General features: G+C 72.2%; 17 protein-coding genes. 8 read left to right on the top strand and 9 right to left on the bottom strand.

Going from position 1 to position 16601, the window contains the following annotated elements:
* Window positions 1-93: 93 nt before the first annotated feature.
* Together MKD51_RS15425 and MKD51_RS16405 are read left to right on the top strand one after the other, a co-directional pair.
* On the top strand, window positions 94-450 hold the full coding sequence (locus MKD51_RS15425) for a BlaI/MecI/CopY family transcriptional regulator (RefSeq protein WP_240241377.1): 357 nt from the start codon (window positions 94-96) through the stop codon (window positions 448-450).
* Between the two features lie 8 nt (window positions 451-458).
* On the top strand, window positions 459-1298 hold the full coding sequence (locus tag MKD51_RS16405) for a M56 family metallopeptidase (RefSeq protein WP_240241376.1): 840 nt from the start codon (window positions 459-461) through the stop codon (window positions 1296-1298).
* A gap of 34 nt (window positions 1299-1332) precedes the next feature.
* Here MKD51_RS16405 and MKD51_RS15415 read toward each other — a convergent pair whose 3' ends face one another.
* Both MKD51_RS15415 and MKD51_RS15410 read right to left on the bottom strand, forming a co-directional pair.
* Entirely contained in the window at window positions 1333-5094 is a 3762-nt protein-coding gene (locus MKD51_RS15415) for an ATP-binding cassette domain-containing protein (RefSeq protein WP_240241375.1), read from the bottom strand.
* Window positions 5095-5145: 51 nt separating this feature from the next.
* Window positions 5146-5559: a VOC family protein gene (locus tag MKD51_RS15410; protein ID WP_240241374.1), complete on the bottom strand. Its 414-nt coding sequence runs from the start codon at window positions 5557-5559 to the stop codon at window positions 5146-5148.
* A gap of 93 nt (window positions 5560-5652) precedes the next feature.
* Between MKD51_RS15410 and MKD51_RS15405 the strand changes: the two genes are divergently transcribed.
* Entirely contained in the window at window positions 5653-5853 is a 201-nt protein-coding gene (locus tag MKD51_RS15405) for a hypothetical protein (RefSeq protein ID WP_240241373.1), read from the top strand.
* 26 nt (window positions 5854-5879) lie between these two features.
* On the opposite strand, the gene MKD51_RS15400 is transcribed toward MKD51_RS15405, so the two are convergent.
* Together MKD51_RS15400 and MKD51_RS15395 are read right to left on the bottom strand one after the other, a co-directional pair.
* A complete protein-coding gene (locus tag MKD51_RS15400) occupies window positions 5880-6245 on the bottom strand; it encodes a helix-turn-helix transcriptional regulator (protein ID WP_240241478.1) in 366 nt (121 codons plus the stop codon).
* Window positions 6246-6341: 96 nt separating this feature from the next.
* On the bottom strand, window positions 6342-6794 hold the full coding sequence (locus tag MKD51_RS15395; protein WP_240241372.1) for a hypothetical protein: 453 nt from the start codon (window positions 6792-6794) through the stop codon (window positions 6342-6344).
* Between the two features lie 66 nt (window positions 6795-6860).
* Here MKD51_RS15395 and MKD51_RS15390 point away from each other — a divergent pair, with 66 nt between their 5' ends.
* Complete coding sequence (locus MKD51_RS15390; RefSeq protein WP_240241371.1) at window positions 6861-8132, top strand: glycosyltransferase; 1272 nt, start codon at window positions 6861-6863, stop codon at window positions 8130-8132.
* Between the two features lie 112 nt (window positions 8133-8244).
* On the opposite strand, the gene MKD51_RS15385 is transcribed toward MKD51_RS15390, so the two are convergent.
* Window positions 8245-8853, bottom strand: a complete 609-nt coding sequence (locus MKD51_RS15385) for an NADPH-dependent FMN reductase (protein WP_240241370.1) — start codon at window positions 8851-8853, stop codon at window positions 8245-8247.
* Window positions 8854-8876: 23 nt separating this feature from the next.
* Window positions 8877-9353, bottom strand: coding sequence for an SRPBCC family protein (locus MKD51_RS15380; RefSeq protein ID WP_240241369.1), 477 nt, complete (start codon window positions 9351-9353; stop codon window positions 8877-8879).
* Between MKD51_RS15380 and MKD51_RS15375 the strand changes: the two genes are divergently transcribed.
* Window positions 9352-9714 carry a metalloregulator ArsR/SmtB family transcription factor gene (locus MKD51_RS15375; protein ID WP_240241368.1) on the top strand — a complete coding sequence of 121 codons (363 nt, stop codon included), beginning with the start codon at window positions 9352-9354 and terminating at the stop codon, window positions 9712-9714. The genes MKD51_RS15380 and MKD51_RS15375 overlap by 2 nt on opposite strands.
* 13 nt (window positions 9715-9727) lie before the next feature.
* On the opposite strand, the gene MKD51_RS15370 is transcribed toward MKD51_RS15375, so the two are convergent.
* On the bottom strand, window positions 9728-11176 hold the full coding sequence (locus tag MKD51_RS15370) for an HNH endonuclease signature motif containing protein (RefSeq protein ID WP_240241367.1): 1449 nt from the start codon (window positions 11174-11176) through the stop codon (window positions 9728-9730).
* Between the two features lie 165 nt (window positions 11177-11341).
* Here MKD51_RS15370 and MKD51_RS15365 point away from each other — a divergent pair, with 165 nt between their 5' ends.
* Complete coding sequence (locus MKD51_RS15365; RefSeq protein ID WP_240241366.1) at window positions 11342-11764, top strand: MarR family transcriptional regulator; 423 nt, start codon at window positions 11342-11344, stop codon at window positions 11762-11764.
* A gap of 59 nt (window positions 11765-11823) precedes the next feature.
* Here the strand turns inward: MKD51_RS15365 and MKD51_RS15360 are convergent, their stop codons facing one another.
* Both MKD51_RS15360 and MKD51_RS15355 read right to left on the bottom strand, forming a co-directional pair.
* Window positions 11824-13386 (bottom strand): hypothetical protein, encoded by a 1563-nt coding sequence (locus tag MKD51_RS15360; RefSeq protein ID WP_240241365.1) that lies wholly within the window; start codon window positions 13384-13386, stop codon window positions 11824-11826.
* 75 nt (window positions 13387-13461) lie between these two features.
* Window positions 13462-14007: a VanZ family protein gene (locus MKD51_RS15355; RefSeq protein ID WP_240241364.1), complete on the bottom strand. Its 546-nt coding sequence runs from the start codon at window positions 14005-14007 to the stop codon at window positions 13462-13464.
* 58 nt (window positions 14008-14065) lie between these two features.
* Here MKD51_RS15355 and MKD51_RS15350 point away from each other — a divergent pair, with 58 nt between their 5' ends.
* Complete coding sequence (locus MKD51_RS15350) at window positions 14066-14713, top strand: low molecular weight phosphatase family protein (RefSeq protein WP_240241363.1); 648 nt, start codon at window positions 14066-14068, stop codon at window positions 14711-14713.
* Window positions 14714-14717: 4 nt separating this feature from the next.
* Window positions 14718-16595 (top strand): glycosyltransferase, encoded by a 1878-nt coding sequence (locus tag MKD51_RS15345; protein WP_240241362.1) that lies wholly within the window; start codon window positions 14718-14720, stop codon window positions 16593-16595.
* The last annotated feature ends 6 nt before the right edge of the window (window positions 16596-16601 follow it).

Below are 16601 nucleotides of genomic sequence, written 5' to 3'. Positions count from 1 at the left end.
AACGCGCGGTAGGATCGGGTGACGGATGGGCGAGTCGCGCCCGCGGGAACCGTCCCGTCGCGCTCGGCGCGGCACGGGCGCAGGAGGCAGAGCATGAGCACGCTGGGCGAGCTGGAGCGCACGGTGATGGATGCCGTCTGGGATGCGCCGATGCCGCTGACCGCCTACGACGTGCAGGCCTCCCTCGAGGCGGCCGGGCGCACGCTCGCGGCGACGACGCTGCTGACGGTGCTCTCGCGGCTCGAGAAGAAGGGCTTCGTCGCCTCTGACCGTGCCGTTCGCCCCTATCGCTACGCGGCGGTCGCCTCACGCGCCGACCACGTGGCCGAGCTCATGCACGAGGTGCTGGGGGAGTCGCGGGATCGCTCTGCGGTGCTCGAGCGCTTCGTCGGCAGCGTCTCGGACGAGGATGCCGCGATCCTGCGCCAGCTGCTGCGCGGCGCGAGCTGATCGCAGGCGTGCGCGTGCTCTCGGTGGCTGCTGCGATGGCCGTCGGCGGGCGTGCCGCGACCGAGCTCGGCGGCGTGCTCGTGATCCCGCACGGCGTGATCGTCTGGGCGGCGGTCATGCTCGGGCTCGTCGCCGTGCTGCTCGCGTGGCCGGTGCCGATCTGGCTCTCGCGCGCCGCATGGCCGATGCGCGCGCCGGTCGTCGCGCTGCTGCTGTGGCAGGGCGTGGGCCTCGCCGGCGGGCTGTCGATGATCGGCGCGCTCGCACTCATCGGGCTCGCGATCGCGCCCGGCCAGCCCCTGGTGGCGCTCGTGCCCGCCGCGGTGCTCGCGGCCTACCTGCTCGTGCACCTGGCGGTGACGATCGTGCAGGTCACCCGCCAGCGCCGACGCCACCTTGGCCTGCTCTACATGCTCACCGCACCGCATCCGACCCGCGCGCGCACGCGCGTGCTCGACGACGCGGTGCCCGTCGCCTACTGCCTGCCGCGCGGCGCGGGCTCGGTGACGGTGCTCTCGCAGGGGCTGCTCGACCGGCTCGACGCCGACGAGCTGGTAGCCGTCATCGCGCACGAGCGGGCGCATGTCGAGCAGCGGCACGACATCCTGCTGCTGGCGTTCCGTGCCTGGCGCTCTGCGCTGCCGTGGTTCCCGATCGCGGCGCTCGCGGATGCCGAGGTGGCCGCGCTCGTCGAGATGCTCGCCGACGACCACGCCCGGCGCGAGGTGCGCGATGAGGTGCTCGCGCGGGCGATCCTGGCAGTGGGCGCCAGTGGGGTGCCCGGGGCGGATGCGGATCCGGCGGGCTCGACGCGGGGGAGCGACCGCTTCAAGCGGCTGGTCGCGTAGGGCGCTCGCGCTCGCTGCTCGGGGCGAGGTCTGCTCAGGCGAGGCGCACGACCGTGTCGCTCGAGTGGCGGTCTGCGGCGCGGTGCGAGACGAGCACGACCACGCGATCGGCGGTCGCGGCCCGCACGTCGGCCATCATGGCGGATGCGGTGGGGGCGTCGAGGTGGGCGGTCGGCTCGTCGAGCAGGATGAGGTCTGCGCGCGTGAGCAGGGCACGGGCGACCGCGAGCCGCTGGCGCTCACCGCCCGAGAGTGCAGAGCCGCCGGCGCCGACGCGGGTGTCGAGGCCGTCGGCGAGCGTGGCGAGCAGCGTGCCGAGCCCCGCCTGCTCGAGCGCGTCGCGCAACGTCGCCTCATCGGGGGCGTCGGCCCGCGAGCGGGCGAGCAGCAGGTTGCCGCGCAGCGTCGAGTCGAACACGTAGGCGTCCTGCGGGCACCAGGCGACGCGCGACTTCCACGCGCGCTCGTCGAGCTCGGTGAGGGGCACGCCGACCGATGCGCTCGACAGAGTTGTGGCGATCTGCTCCTTAGACGCGGCCGAAGCAGCCGATCGCCACATCTCTGCGGGCGCGGGGTGGGGCGCGGGGGCGGGGGCGGGCGCGGGGTGAGGCGCGGGGTGAGTGAAGATGGCGCCTCGCTCAAGGGGGAGCGCGCCCATGATCGCGGAGAGCAGCGTCGACTTGCCCGAGCCCGAGGGGCCGTCGAGCACGAGCCAGCTGCCGCCATCCGCTCGCCCCGACACCTCCGCGACCGCCGGGCGGTCGACGCCGGGGTAGCGCACCGCGACGCCGTCGAGCTCGACGGCGCTGATGGGGGATGCGGGGGTCGCGTCGCCCCACACGGGCTGCGGTGCCGGGCGCAGCACCGGCGCGAGGCTGCGCAGCACCGAGCGCATCGCGGGCACGCGGTGGGCGCCGGCGACCAGGTCGGCGAGCGGCTCGATGAGCGCGAGCGAGAGCAGCGCCATGACGGCTGCGCCCTCGGCGGCGAGCTCGGGCGCGAGCACGGGCACGAGCACGGCGAGCAGCGTGGCGGAAGCGGTGACGATCGCCGTGCCGAGGCCCGCGGACCAGGCGGCGCGACGCTCGGCGGCCGCGAGACGCTCGGCCGCGGCGTCGAGGCGGGAGAGCGCGGCGCCGGCGACCCCGTTGCCTCGCAGGTCGGCTGCCGAGTCGGCCAGCGCTGCGGTGCCGCGCACGATGTCCGAGCGCGCAGCCGTGCGAGCGGCAGCAGCGCCGCGCTCCGACACGATCGCGAGGGTGGCAGCGAGCGCGGTCGCGACGACGAGCGTCACCGCAACCGCCAGCGTGAGCTGCGGCGCCACGAAGGCGGTCGTGACCACGGCGCCGACGATCACCAGGATGCCGACGCCGATCGGCGGCAGCACGCGCGGCAGCTGGTCGCGCAGGTCGTCGGCGAGCGTCACGAGGTAGTCGAGCGGCGCACCGCCCTCGAGCAGCCTGCGCGAGCCCGCACCGCGCGCGGCGATCGAGCGCCACAGCCGCAGGCGCAGGGCGTCGACGACCTTGAACGCCGCATGGTGCGTGAGCAGGCGCTCGGCGTAGCGTCCGACGGAGCGGAAGATCCCGAACGCTCGCACGCCCACGATGGCGACCATGAGCACCATGATGTGCTCCTCGATCGTCGCCCTCACGATCAGCCAGCCCGAGACCGCGGTGAGCGCCAGGCCCATGGCGACGGCGATCGCGGCGAGCGCGATGGCGCCGACCCAGCTGGCCAGGTGGGGGCGGATGAGGGAGCGCACGGTGAGGCGGCGGATGCGGCTGGGTGCGACGGGCGGGGCCGTGGCGGTGGTCTCGTGACGCGAGCCGGCTGCGCCGGCGCGCTCCTCGACCGGCGGGAGGGGTGCGCCGGCGCGCTCGGCGACCGGCGGGGTGGCTGCGCCGGCGCGCTCCTCGACCGGCGGGGTGGCTGGCTCCGCGACCGGCACGGCGGCCGTGTCGGCGGATGGCGCGGCGGCGGCAGTCGAGGTCGGATGCGTGAGGGCGCCGACCGTGATCGTCGCGGTCGCGAGCGCGGTCGTCTCGGGCTCGTGGCTCGCCAGCACGATCACGGCGCGATCCGCGCGGCGCAGGATCGCGGCGCGCACGCGCTGCGCCGAGTCGCGGTCGAGGTGGGCGGTGGGCTCGTCGAGCACGAGCAGCCGGACGACTGCGGCCCCGGCTGCCCCGGTCTCGCTCGAGGCACCCGGCCCATCCGGACCCCACCCCGCGTCCACGCGCGCGAGCGCCCGGGCGACTGCGAGGCGCCGCTGCTCGCCGGGGCTGAGCTCCGGCACCGCGCTGTCGGCGACGTGCGTCAGGCCGAGCTCCGCGAGCGCAGGCAGCGGGTCAGCGCCATAGAGCGCGAGCTCCTCGCGCGGCGTCCCCGCGAACGCGCGAGGTGCCTGCGGGGCCCAGCCGACCGCATCCGCATCGACCCCCGTGATGCGCCCGCTGACCTCGGCGTCGCCTGGCAGGGTGCCCGTGAGCGCGGCCAGCAGCGTCGACTTGCCGGCTCCCGAGGGCCCGGCGATCGAGACGATGCCCGTGAGCTCGGCGGTGACGTCGTCGAGCGTGGCGGCGTCGCGGCCGGCGTAGCGGACGGAGAGCGCGTGGAGGTGGATGTGGCGCGTGACGGGGGCTTCGAGATGCGCGCGCTGGAGCTGAGGGTGGAGGTCCTTTCGGACCTCCACCGCGACGCCAGCGCCGGGGCCCGTCGCGGGCCCCGGTCCGGCTTCGCCGGCGCGCACCTCAGCCAGCGGGGGAGTTGATCGCACGTCATCCGGCACCGCGCGATCGAGCATCGCCTGCGAGCGGTCGAGGGCGGAGAGGCCATCCTGCGAGGCGTGGAACGCGGTGCCGACCTGGCGTATGGCCGAGTAGGCCTCCGGCGCGAGGATCAGTGCGAGCAGGGCCGGCTCGAGCTCCATCGTGCCGTGCAGCAGCCGCAGCCCGAGGAAGACCGCGACGATCGCCACCGAGATGGTGGCGATGAGCTCGAGCGCGAGCGCCGAGAGGAAGGCCCAGCGCAGCGTCTCCTGCGTGCGCTCGCGATAGCCGCGCTGCAGCTGCTCGAGCGCCTTCGCCTGTTCCTCGACGCGGCCAAGGCCCACGAGCACCGGCAGGCCCCGCGCGAGCTCCGCGAGGTGGTCGGCGAGTCGGGTGAGGGCGCCGAGCGCGGCATCGGTGCGCTGCTGGGTGTGCTTGCCGATCAGCACCATGAAGAAGGGGATGAGCGGCACGGTCAGTACGATGATGACGGCGCTGAGCCAGTCGGCGCTCAGCACCCGCAGCCCCACGAGCAGTGGCACGACGGCGGCCGCGATCACGGCGGGCAGCGACTGCACGTAGTAGTCGTCGAGGTCGTCGAGCCCGTCGGCGGCGAGCACCGCCGTGCCGCCCCCGGCCGCGTCCCCGGCGGCGATGCGCCGCCACAGCCTGCCGCGGATGCCGCGCTTCACGTCGGTGGCGACCCGGCGTGCGACGACCGAGGTGCCCCACTCGCCTCCGGAGCGCAGCAGCGCTCCAAGGATGCCGAGGACGACGACGAGCCGCGTCGTCTCAGGCGTCAGGTCGCCGTCGGCCAGCGCCGCGATGCCGCGCGCGACCGCCTCGGCGACCAGCACGAGCCCGACGGCCCGCAGTGCGGAGAGCACGCCCAGCAGGTAGATCCGGCCACGCGGCACCGGGCCGAACGACGGGCGGCGGAAGCCGGGCGACTGCGCGGTTCGCTCGGCCTCGAGCACCCACGGGTCGATGCCCGCTGGCGATGTCGGAGCTTCCGTCGGGGGCACCCCTCCATCGTGGCACTCGTCGCTATGCCCTCGCGGTGACGGGCGGCGACGCTATGCCGCGACGCGCTGGTTGATGCGGATGAGGTTGCCGGCCGGGTCACGGAACGCGCAGTCGCGCACGCCGTAGTCCTGGTCGGTCGGCTCCTGCACGACGTCGGCACCGCCGGCCTGCACGCGCTCGAAGAGCCCGTCGAGGTCGTCGGTCGCGAGCGTCACGGCCGTGTAGACGCCCTTCGCCATGAGGTCGAGCACGACGGCGCGCTCCGCGTCGGTGACGCCGGGGTCGGCGACCGGCGGGTGCAGCACGATCGCGGTGGGGGAGCCGGCCGGGGCCACGGTGATCCAGCGCATGTCCTGGTAGCCGACATCCTGCTGCACCTCGAAGCCCAGGATGTCGCGGTAGAAGCCGAGCGCCGCCTCGCCGTCGGTGTGGGGGAGGAACGCGTAGTGAATGCTGATGTCCATGTCGGCAACGCTATGCGCGCGCGGCCCCGCGGCGCTTCTCCGATCCTGACCGATCGGCGCAGCGCATCCCGACCGGCCCGCTACGGTGGCGGCATGGATCGCTTGCACGACAGCCGCGGCGCGCAGTGGGCGCTGCTGATCGTGGGCATCGTGCTGACGCTGGCGATGGTGGTCTACATCGCCGTGTCCTGGCCGCCCGACTCCAGCGCCTTCGCGATCTTCGGGCCGCTGCTGATCATCTTCCTGGCAGGAAGCCGGTTGCGGGCGCTCGACCGAGCGCGCGACCAGGACTAGCGATCCGGCCGCCCGGCCGACACGGGTCAGCGGATGGGTCTGGTCACCTGCCGCGCGAGGCACGCGGGGATGCCCGCGGCGGCCTGGGAGTGATCGCGCCGGTACTCGCTCGGCGGCACGCCGACGAGCTCGCTGAAGCGGGTGCTGAAGGTGCCCAGCGACGCATAGCCGACGGCGAAGCAGACCTCGGTGACGCTGAGGTCGCCACGGCGCAGCAGCGTCATCGCCCGCTCGATGCGGCGGGTCATGAGGTAGGCGTAAGGCGACTCCCCATAGATGCGCTGGAACTCGCGGCTCAGCTGGCCAGCCGACATGTGCGCGCCGTGCGCGAGCGCCTCGACGTTGAGCGGCTGCTCGAAGTCGCGGTCGATGCGGTCGCGCACACGGCGCATCGCGACGATGTCGCGCAGTCGGCGCTCGTCGCTCGCTGGAGTAGCCACCCCCGCATCGTGCCAGACGATGCCGCGCGGCCCACCGCCTCCGCCGCCTCACTCGACCGAGGAGCGCACCTCCCGCGCCGACGTCGCGAGCAGCACCACGCCGGCGAGCACGAACGTCGTGGCGGTGAGCGCCCCGGTGCCGGGCGGCTCGTCCCACGACTGCGCCGAGAGGTTGAGCAGCCAGTACTCCGGCAGGGGGTTCGCCAGGAAGGTCACCACCGCCAGCAGGATGACGATGGCGTAGGAGATCACGCCCGAGCCGCGCGAGAGGATCCGCACGGCTGCGAAGCCGGCCACGGCCAGCGCCACCGGCCACAGCAGCAGGCCGATCCAGCCGGTGTTCGAGCCGCTCGAGACGGCGGCGCACTCGGAGGCGACGAGCGGGTCGAGCGGCATCTGCGCCCCGACGCACGGCAGCCAGATGAGCGCGATCAGCGCACTGAGCCCGAGGCCGATCACGACGGCCGCGATGCCCAGTGCCAGCTGCAGAGGGCGGGACACTCAAGAACAATAACAGTGTTCTATAAGTCTTCTCAAGGTTTGTCCAGAGACGGCTACCGTGGCGCCGTGGCACACCTGCTCGTGACTGCGCTGCCGTTCGCAGGTCACGTCCGCCCGATGACGGCGGTCGCCGCCGCGCTCCTCGACCGTGAGCACTACGTCACCGCCTACACGGGGGCGCATCACGCGGATGCGTTCGATCAGCTCGGGTGCGAGGTGGTGCAGTGGAGTGACGCGAAGGACTTCGACGAGCGCGACATCGCCGCGTCGACGCACGAGGTCGGCCATCTGGGCCCGCGCGGTGCGTTCACCGGTCTCCACGATCTCTATCTCGACACCGCGCGCGGACAGGTCGACGACATCCTGCAGGCGCACGCCCGGCATCCGTTCGACCTGATCGTCGGCGATGCGATGTCGGTCGGCTCGGGGCTCGCGGCCGAGCTCCTGGGGCTGCCGTGGGCCACGGTGGCGCTCGTGCCGCTCACGATGCGCAGCAAGGACCTCCCGCCGCCGGGGCTGGCGCTGCAGCCAGGCACCGGGCTGGTCGGCAGGCTGCGCGACCGACTGCTGCGCGCGATGCTGCCGCTGCAGGCGGACCGCACCGAGCGTGCGTACCGCGCGGTGCGGGCGCAGGTCGGGCTCGGCCCCGGGCGCCCCTTCGGCGACGCCATCTACTCGCCGCAGCTCGTCATCGCCACCGGCTCCGCGCTGCTCGAGTTTCCGCGCAGCGACCTGCCGGAGGCCGTCGAGTTCGTCGGCCAGCTGCGGCCGCAGGTCGAGCGTCTCGGCCCGCCGCCGCTCTGGGCCGAGACGCTGGCCGACGAGCCGCGGCCGGTGGTGTTCGTGACCCAGGGCCTGTTCGACACCGACCCCGCCGACCTGCTGCAGCCGGCGCTCGACGGGCTCGCCATCGACCAGCTGCGGGTGATCGGCACGACGGCGGGGAGGGATGTCGGCGACCAGGTGCCGCCGAACGCCCGGCTCGTCGACTACCTGCCGTTCGCCGCCGTGCTGCCCCACGTCACGGTCGGCGTCACGAACGGCGGATGGGGTGGCGTGCTGGAGATGCTGGCGGCCGGTGTGCCGCTGGTGGTGGCCGGGGGCACGCTCGACAAGCCCGAGATCGCCGCACGGGTCGCCTGGTCGGGGGCGGGGGTGGACCTCCGCACGGGGCGGCCACGACCCATCCGGCTCAGGGACGCCGTGCGACGGGTGATCACGGAGCCGGTGTTCCGTGAGCGGGCGCGGCAGATCGCCGCGGACCTCGAGTCGCTCGGGGGAGCGGCGCGGGCGGCCGAGCTCGTCGAGGCGCTGCTGCCGCCCGACCCGCTTCCGTAGGTCGAGGAGCGTCCGCAGGACGCGTCACGAGACCCCACCCGCTGGTCGAGTAGCCGGCCTCCGGTCATCCGCTGGTCGAGTAGCCGGCCTCCGGCCGGCGTATCGAGACCGCTTACGCCGCCGTCGACCCGTCAGGCTTCGGGATCACGGTCAGCACGCGCCGCACGAAGTCGTCGTAGGTCGCCATCCACGTCGACAGGAACTCCTTCGACGATTCCTTCGCGACGCTGTCGTCGTCGGCGAGCAGGTCATCCGTGAACTGGATGTACGCCTCGGTCTCGTTCATCATCGGGGCGTTGCAGAACGACAGGATCGACTTCAGATGCTGCTGCGCGACCGCCGTGCCGATGGCGCCAGGAGAGGTGCCGATGACGCCGACCGGCTTGCGGCTGAGCGCGTTCTCGCCGTAGGGACGCGAGGCCCAGTCGATGGCGTTCTTGAGCGCGCCGGGGATCGAGCGGTTGTACTCGGGTGTGACGATGAGGATGCCGTCGGACTGCCTGATCGCCTGCTTCAGCGCGATCGCCTCGGGCGGGTAGTCGTCGTCGCGGTCATGGTCGTAGAGCTCGAGCGCATCGATCTCGATGAACGAGCACTCGAGATCTGCGGGCGCGAGCTTGATGAGCGCGTTGGCGAGTCGGCGGTTGATCGACGACGCGGCGATGCTGCCGCAGATGACGCCGATCGTGTACGGGGGCTCGTGCTGATAGGTGTCGGCCATGGAGCCAGCATGCACCTTTGGCGCTACTTGTAGAACCCCTCGCGCAGGTTGATGCCGTGCTCGACCCAGGCCTTCATGGCGGCGAGCATGCCCGTCCAGCCCTCGGCGTTGCCGAAGGCTGCCTTGGCCCCAGCGGTCGTCGGCAGCCAGGCCGACTCGGTGATGGTGACGAGGGTGCGGGTGTCGTCGTCGATGGGCTCGAACTCGAAGGTGGTGCGGGTCGAGCCGCTGGTGCCCGCTGCCTGATCGCCCTCCCACTCGATGACGATGCGGCGGGGCTTGTCGGCCTCGATGACGGTGACCGGGAAGCGGCCGGGGTAGTCGTGGAAGTCCCAGGTGACGTCGCCGCCCGGCTCGAGCCGGCCGCTGGCACCGCCGGTGGTGAAGTAGTGGGAGAGCTGTTCAGGGTCGGCGACCGCCTCGTAGACCTCGGCGCAGGGCCGGCTGATGCGGCCGGAGACGGTGAAGGAGAGCGTGTCGAGACTCGTGGATTCTGTCATGTTGTATTCTTACAACATGAATGGGGCGCGCGACAAGGGTGTGTCGGAGGACGACGCCGACGACCGGGTGTTCAAGGCACTCGCCTCGCCGGCGCGACGGCGGATGCTCGACGCGCTCAAGCTCGCTCCGCACACCACCGGGTCGCTCTGCGCGGCGCTGCCGGAGCTCGATCGCACCACGGTACTGCAGCACCTGAAGGTGCTCGAGGCGGCGGAGCTGGTGACGGGGCGTCGCGTCGGCAGGGAGCGGCACCTCGCGCTCGCACCGCTGCCCATCAAGCGCATCCATGACCGGTGGATCAGCGAGTATGCGCGAGCGGCGGTCGATCTGCTGGGGCGACTGGAGGATGGGGCGCGGTAGTCGGGCGCGCTTGTCAGGCCACGGGCTGCAGAGAGAAGGTCGCTGGGTCGAGGCTGTCGGGCCAGCCACGTCGCCGACGTGGTGGCCGGATTCTTGCTCTGACGAACCATCCGCCTGGACCCTTGATGACCTCGAGCATGCCGCGATGCACCTCGTGATGATGGTGCGTGCAGAGCAGAATGCCGTTGTCGACGTCGGTCGTGCCGCCGAGGCTCCACGGGGTGATGTGGTGGGCTTCGCACCAGCCGACGGGTGCGGTGCAGCCCGGCGCTCGGCAGCTCTTGTCGCGGGCGGCGAGGGCGCGGCGCTGTGCGCGGCTGAAGAGACGTTCGGTGCGACCGAGGTAGAGCGGCAACCCATCGGCCCCGGTGACGACCGCCTGTATGCGCCCGTCGCACATGAGCGCCGCGGCGACCGTGATGGGCACGAGCTCGCCGGTGCGCTCGTCGACGGCGGTGCAGCCTGGGTCGCCCGAGACGGCTGCGCGGTAGGTTGCCTCGCTGATGTGCAGGACGACGGTCGGCCGCTCGCCGGCGACCCGTGGCACGAAGCCCTGCTCGACGGCACCGCGCACCATCGCGATGAGGGCGTCGACCATCTTCTGCCCGCGCGTGCGATCGTCGGTCTCGAGCTCGGCCTGCGCGCGCTCCTCATCGGTGAGGAAGCGGGGAGCGCGAGGATTGGTGAAGGCGTCGAAGGCGGCCGCGAGCACGGCACCTTGATCTGGCGTCGCGAGGAGCTTGCCGACCACCAGGCCGTCGGCGCGCGTGGAGAACGTGAAGGAGCGCTGGCGCAGCTGGTCTTCGTAGCGCGGCTCGACGCCGTCGGGATCCATGCCGTCGCGCCAGCGCCGTGCGACCTTGGCGAGCAGCTCTGGCGGCATCGCCGGCCCAGCGGTCTCGGTCTGCCCCGGGTTGCGGTGATGCTCGCCGACGGCAGCGGCGACGAGCGCCCGCTCGGCGGCCTCGACGTGCTCGGGGTCGGAGCGGTCGGGTGCATCGCCGAGCGCGTCGACGATCGCACCGGCCTGCTCGATCGTCACGGCGCCGTCGGCGACCGCCGAGCCCAGCACCGGGAAGCGAGCGGGGATCGCGGCGCCCGTGAGCCCGACGGTGGGGCGCAGCACCGCGACCGCCCGCAGCAGCCGCCTGATCGAGGAGCGGCTCGCGCCGAACTCGACGGTCAGCATGTCGGCCGGATCGCGGTAGCCGCAGGCCACGGTGAACCGCTCGTCCTTGGGCAGATCGTCGTGACGGTGCACGACGTCGCCGGCGATGCGCAGCTTGAGGGCGTCGGCACCTCGCCCGATGTCGCCGACGCGGGCGACGACCTCAGAGCGCTGCTGGTCGTCGAGCCGGGGGAGCAGGGCGTCGAGCGTGGCGGCGGCCTCGCCCAGCGCGTCGAACGCAGCAGCGAGCGAGGCAGAGGCGCTCGCCGTGTGGCCGACAGGCTGACGCGTCATCGTCGCTCCCTTCTCTGTGCTCTAGCCCAGTTTATCGAAGACAGATTCGAGCCGCGGAAGTTGTCCACAGTTGCGCCCGAACTGCCTCGAAGGTCATGTGCGCAGGGTAGGACGACCCGCTGACATGCATCCGGCATCCGCTCAGTGCGCCTATAGAGTCGTGGCATGACCTCGCGCCTCGCACTCTCGCTCGCATCGCTGGTCGAGAGCGGCCAGCTGCTCGCGAGGCTGTCGGCGACGGGCGGCGAGCGGCGCATCCCGGCGGTCACGAGCCGCGCGATCGCCGTGCTCGCGAGCGAGGGCCCGATGGGCGTCACCGCCCTGGCGCGCCGCTGCCACGTGTCGCAGCCGACCATGACCGAGATGGTGCGGGATGCGATCGCGGCGGGGTGGATTCGTCGGCTCGGCCCGAACGCGCGGCCCAAGCTGGTGCCGACACCGGAGGCCGTCTCGCAGCGCATCGCGCAGCGGGAGGCGGCGGGAGAGGCGCTGGAGTCGCGCTTCACGCGCCTGGGGGCGAGGGAGCGGGCGACCCTCGAGCGCGCCGCGATGATCCTGGCGTCAGCGCTGGAGGCCGAGCACGGCTGAGTCGGTCAAGCGCGGCTGAGTCGGTCACGCGCCTACGGCCGCAGCGCCGGCTGGCTCGGTCAGGCCGGGTCTGACGACGACGCCTCGGCCTGCGGGTCCTCGTTCAGCGCCGACTCGCCCTCCGCGATGAACCGGTAGACGAGCGCGTCGACGCGCTGTGGCTTCGGCAGTGCGAGCGCGGCCATGAGCAGCCGTCGCGAGCTCAGCACCGGGGCAGGTGTCGTCGCCAGGTCGTACTCCGAGTAGCCCGCGCCGCCCCACTTCGTCATGCGGTGCTCCCAGTGATAGAAGTCATGGAAGTCATGCCCACGCATCGCGGCCACTGAGAACTGCGTGAACTCCATCCAGCGCGCGAGCTCCTCATGCAGCAGCGGCTCTTCGCCGAAGCGCGACTGCGCATACTTCTTCGCCAGCAGCTCAGGCGTCGGCTCGAGCGCGGAGGTATCCCGATACATCCCCGTGATCACGGCGCCGCCGACGCCGAAGAGCGTCGTGGCCTTGGCGGGGCTGCCGAGGTAGAGGGCGTTGGCGAGGTTGGCGAAGCGCTGCCAGGTGGGGAACGTCGTCGCGTAGAGCTTGCCCATCTCAGACCGCGGGCTCAGCGGCGGGATGTCGATCGGGATGTGGTGCAGCTGCGCCGCCGCGGCAAGCCTGCTCGCGGCCATCATGTCGAAGAAGCTGCTCTTCCCGGTGCTGCGGAACGCGTGATAGGTCATCGTGAGCGCGCCGGCGCGCTGCAGGTCGGGGAGCCCGGCCTGCAGGATCGCCTTCGAATCGCGGCCAGCGGTGAGCGCGAGCACCGTCACGGGTGCGACCGAGATCCAGTTGCGCACCTGCTGGATCAGATCGTCGCGGAACCGCTCGCTCGCCTCCAACGGGGCCAGCTCGACGCGATCCTCGAAAGGGAAGAAGCGCTCGTGCACGACCTCGGTGCCGCGCACCGTGAGACGCGCGTTGGCATAGAGCTGCTCGACCTCGTCGTGCGGTGTGATGAGCCCGGGCAGCCACCGGCCGGCGGGGTCGACGTAGTCGGGATGGCCCAGCACCCACCGCATCCGAGCGTTGTCGAGCCCGCCCGCGAGCTGCGACAGGATCGCCGTGTGCGAGGCGAGCGCGACGCCGGCGGCCCCGCGGTGCCAGAAGACCGAGCGCGTCGCGAGCGGATCCCCATAGACCTCGAGCCTGTCGCCGCGCGCGACCAGCACGACATACCGACCAGAGAGCCAGGCGATCGTCTCGTCGAGCGCCCGCGTCTGCTCGTCGACGCCCGGATGCTTCGACACGGCACGCAGGATGCGCTCGGCGATGCGGTCGCGCGTCTTCGGCCCGCCGTCGTCGAAGGCTTGGCCGAGCACGAGCACCTCAGCGACCGAGGATGCGGCGTGCTGCCGCTCGAGCACGGTGTCGAGCCGCACGTGCCAGCGGCCGATGCTCAGGTGATCCCAGCCCTCGCGCGGCGAGAAGGCCGAAGGCCCGTCGGTGACCACGAAGCCCTTGGCGAAGACGTTCTGGTAGCCCCACACCTTGTAGCCGGGCCGCAGCAGCTGCTCGCGGCGCCCCAGGTCGTCAACAGCCTTGCGGCGTCGCCGCTCGTCGCGATTGCCGAGCAGGGCGTCGAGCATGGCGTGGCTCCAGGGTGGTGCGGAACGCGGGCGAGCGTCGAGCGGCCGCGGCTGTCCTCCGAGGGTAGCGAAGGGTCAGTGAACGAGCGTCCGGTGCGAGCGGCGCCGGGCAGCGCGCACGACCCCTTCGATGCTGACCGCGAGCACGACACCGATCACCGCACCGAGGCTGTTCGCCACGATGTCCTGCACCGACGCCACACGACCCGGCATGAAGTGCTGCGTGAGCTCGATGCCGACGGTCGCGGCGACGCTCAGCCCCAGCGCGACCCACCACCGCCGAGCCCCGAGCACGAACGCGAGCAGCAGCGCGAGCGGCACGAACATCGCCACGTTGGCGAGCACCTCCAGGCGCGTCCAGTAGAGCCACTCGAACATCTCGCGCGCGTGCAGCCACTCGAGCCCGCTCAGCACGCGCGGCTTCACCCGCAGCAGCAGGTGGCTCGGCCACAGCGTGAGGAGCGCGACGACCGGGAGCGCCAGCAGCAGCCCGATCACGCCCAGCGCTCGCAGCGGGGCCGCGCTCCGCGACGCGCGGTGCAGCACGACGACCGGCGCGGTGGCCGGCCAGGTGCCGACCGGCCCAGTCCCCTGGTGCGCGGCGCGGTCGAGTGCAGTCATGCCTCCATTCTCCCGAGCCCACCTGTGGCGCGCCTAGCACGAGCGCTAGGTTCGAGCCATGCCGCGGCACGCCGAATCGACGCATCCCTCTGAGGCGGTGTTCCGCATCCTGACCGTCTGCACGGGCAACATCTGCCGCTCGCCGCAGGCCGAGCAGCTGCTGCGCGCGCGGCTCCCGGCGGCACTGCCGGGCGCTGAGCCCGGGCAGATCGAGGTGACGAGCGCCGGCACGATGGCGCGCGACGGCGACTCCATGGAGCAGCACGCGGCTGCCGAGGCGGTGCGCCTCGGGGTGGCGGATGCTGCAGCGCACAGGGCGCGCAGGCTGCTGCCCGCGCAGGTGCAGGAGGCAGATCTCGTCTTGGGGCTCGCGCAGGAGCACCGCGGTGCCGCCGTGCGCGCCGTGCCGAGGGTGAACCACCGTGCCTTCACGCTCATCGAGTTCACGCGCGTGGTCGAGGCGCTGGCCGATGGCAGTGCGGCGCGTGCGGTCGAGCCGCTCGGTGCCGATGGGGTCGTGGGCTTCCTGCATCGCGTCGTGGCGGCCGCCGAGGTGCGGGGGCTGATGCCGCAGTCACTGCGGCAGGGGATCGACATCGACGACCCCTATGGCCGCTCCGCAGCTGTCTACCGACGGTCGGCGGATGCGGTGGCCGAGCACGTCGACCGGCTTGCAGCCGCGCTCGGCGCGCTCGCGAGAGGATAGGGGCGTGAAGCCTCTGCAGACCCTGCGCACCGGACTCTGGCATCTGCGCAAGGGCGGGGTGGGGCAGCTGGAAGCATGGCGGCTCCGTCGGCGGATGGCGGAGCGCAACGGCGCCGCTGGCGCCGTCAAGCCGGGCCTCGCCGAGTCGATGCCGGAATGGCCGGTCGCCGACCGCGGCACCCGCAGGCCGCAGCTGCGCGTCGGCACGATCATGGACACCTTCTCGGCCAGCGCGTGGGGCTACGAGTTCGACGTCGTCGAGCTGAAGCCCAAGGAGTGGCAGGAGCAGCTCGAGCGGCAGCCGATCGACGTGCTGTTCGTCGAGTCGGCGTGGTCGGGATCCCGGGGAGCGTGGAAGTTCCAGCTCAGTGGGCCGAAGGCGCCGCCCGAGGCGCTGCGCGAGCTCGTCGCCCACTGTCGTGAGCACGGCATCCCCTCGGTCTTCTGGAACAAGGAGGATCCGCCGCACTTCGAGGACTTCCTCGACACCGCCCGGCTGTTCGATCGCGTCTTCACCACCGACGCCGACCTCATCGACCAGTACCGCGAGGCGCTCGGCCATGACCGGGTCGACGTGCTCGGCTTCGCCGCCCAGCCCGCCCTGCACCACCCGATGCGCCAGAAGGGGCTGCACCAGACGCTCGATGTCGGCTTCGGCGGCAGCTATTGGTCGCACAAGTTTCCCGAGCGACAGGCGCAGATGGATCTGCTGCTCGGCGCGGCAGCGGAGGTCGCGGAGCGCCGCGGCATCGGCTTCGACATCTACTCGCGCTTCGAGGATGACCCGAAGTACCGCTTCCCCGAGCCCTTCGCGTCGCACGTGCGCGGCTCACTCCCGTATGAGCGGATGCTGACGGCCTATCGCGCATACAAGGTGATGCTCAACGTGAACTCGGTCGTCGGCAGCCCGACGATGCTCGCGCGACGCGTCTTCGAGGTGCTCGCGAGCGGCACGCCCGTCGTGACGACGCGCAGCCCCGCGGTGGAGCACTGGTTCGACGACAGCGAGATCTCGATCGTCGACGACCAGGAGGAGGCCGCGCTCACCTTGCGCGCGCTGGTGCGCTCGCCCGAGCTGCGCGACCGCCAGGTGCACTTGGCGCAGCGGCGCATCTGGCGCGAGCACACGTTCTCGCACCGGGCCACGCAGGTGCTCGAATCGGTCGGCATCCCGGATCCCGCCGCCTGGCGCCAGCCCCGCGTGAGCATCATCGCGCCCACCATCCGGCCGCACCTGGTGCCGGGCATCATCGCGACCGCAGGACGCCAGGTGGATGTCGATGTGCAGCTCGTGCTGCTGCTGCACGGCTTCGAGCTCGACGAGGCCGAGCTGCAGGCGCTCGCCCGCGACGCCGGCGTCAGCGAGCTCGTGGTGCTGCACGGCGCCGCGGAGGCGTCGCTCGGCACCAACCTCAACCTGCTGGTGCAGGCCGCCGACGGCGACATCGTCGCGAAGTTCGATGACGACGACACCTACGGTGACCGATACCTGTCGGACGCCTGCTTCGCGCTCGACTACTCGCGCGCCGAGCTCGTCGGCAAGCAGGCCCGCTATCTCTACCTCGAGTCGATCGACGCGACGGTGCTGCAGTCGCCGGAGCGCGAGCACCAATGGACCGACATGGTCGGCGGGCCGACGATGGTCGGGCCGCGGTCGAGCTTCCTCGCGCATCCGTTCGAAGACCGCACGCTCGGCGAGGACACCGCGTTCCAGCGCGCGATCGTCGCGGCCGGCGGCGGAATCTACAGCGCTGACCGCTTCAACTTCATTCAGCTGAGGGGCGCCCGCAGTGGCCACACCTGGCACACGGAGGACGAGCGGGTGCTGGCGAATGGCGACGTTCGAACTTTTGGAATGGCGAGCAAGCACATCCTGCTCTGATCGGCC

It is taken from the genome of Agrococcus sp. ARC_14, assembly GCF_022436485.1.
GTDB lineage: Bacteria > Actinomycetota > Actinomycetes > Actinomycetales > Microbacteriaceae > Agrococcus.
This window is presented reverse-complemented; position numbering and strand designations above follow the sequence as displayed.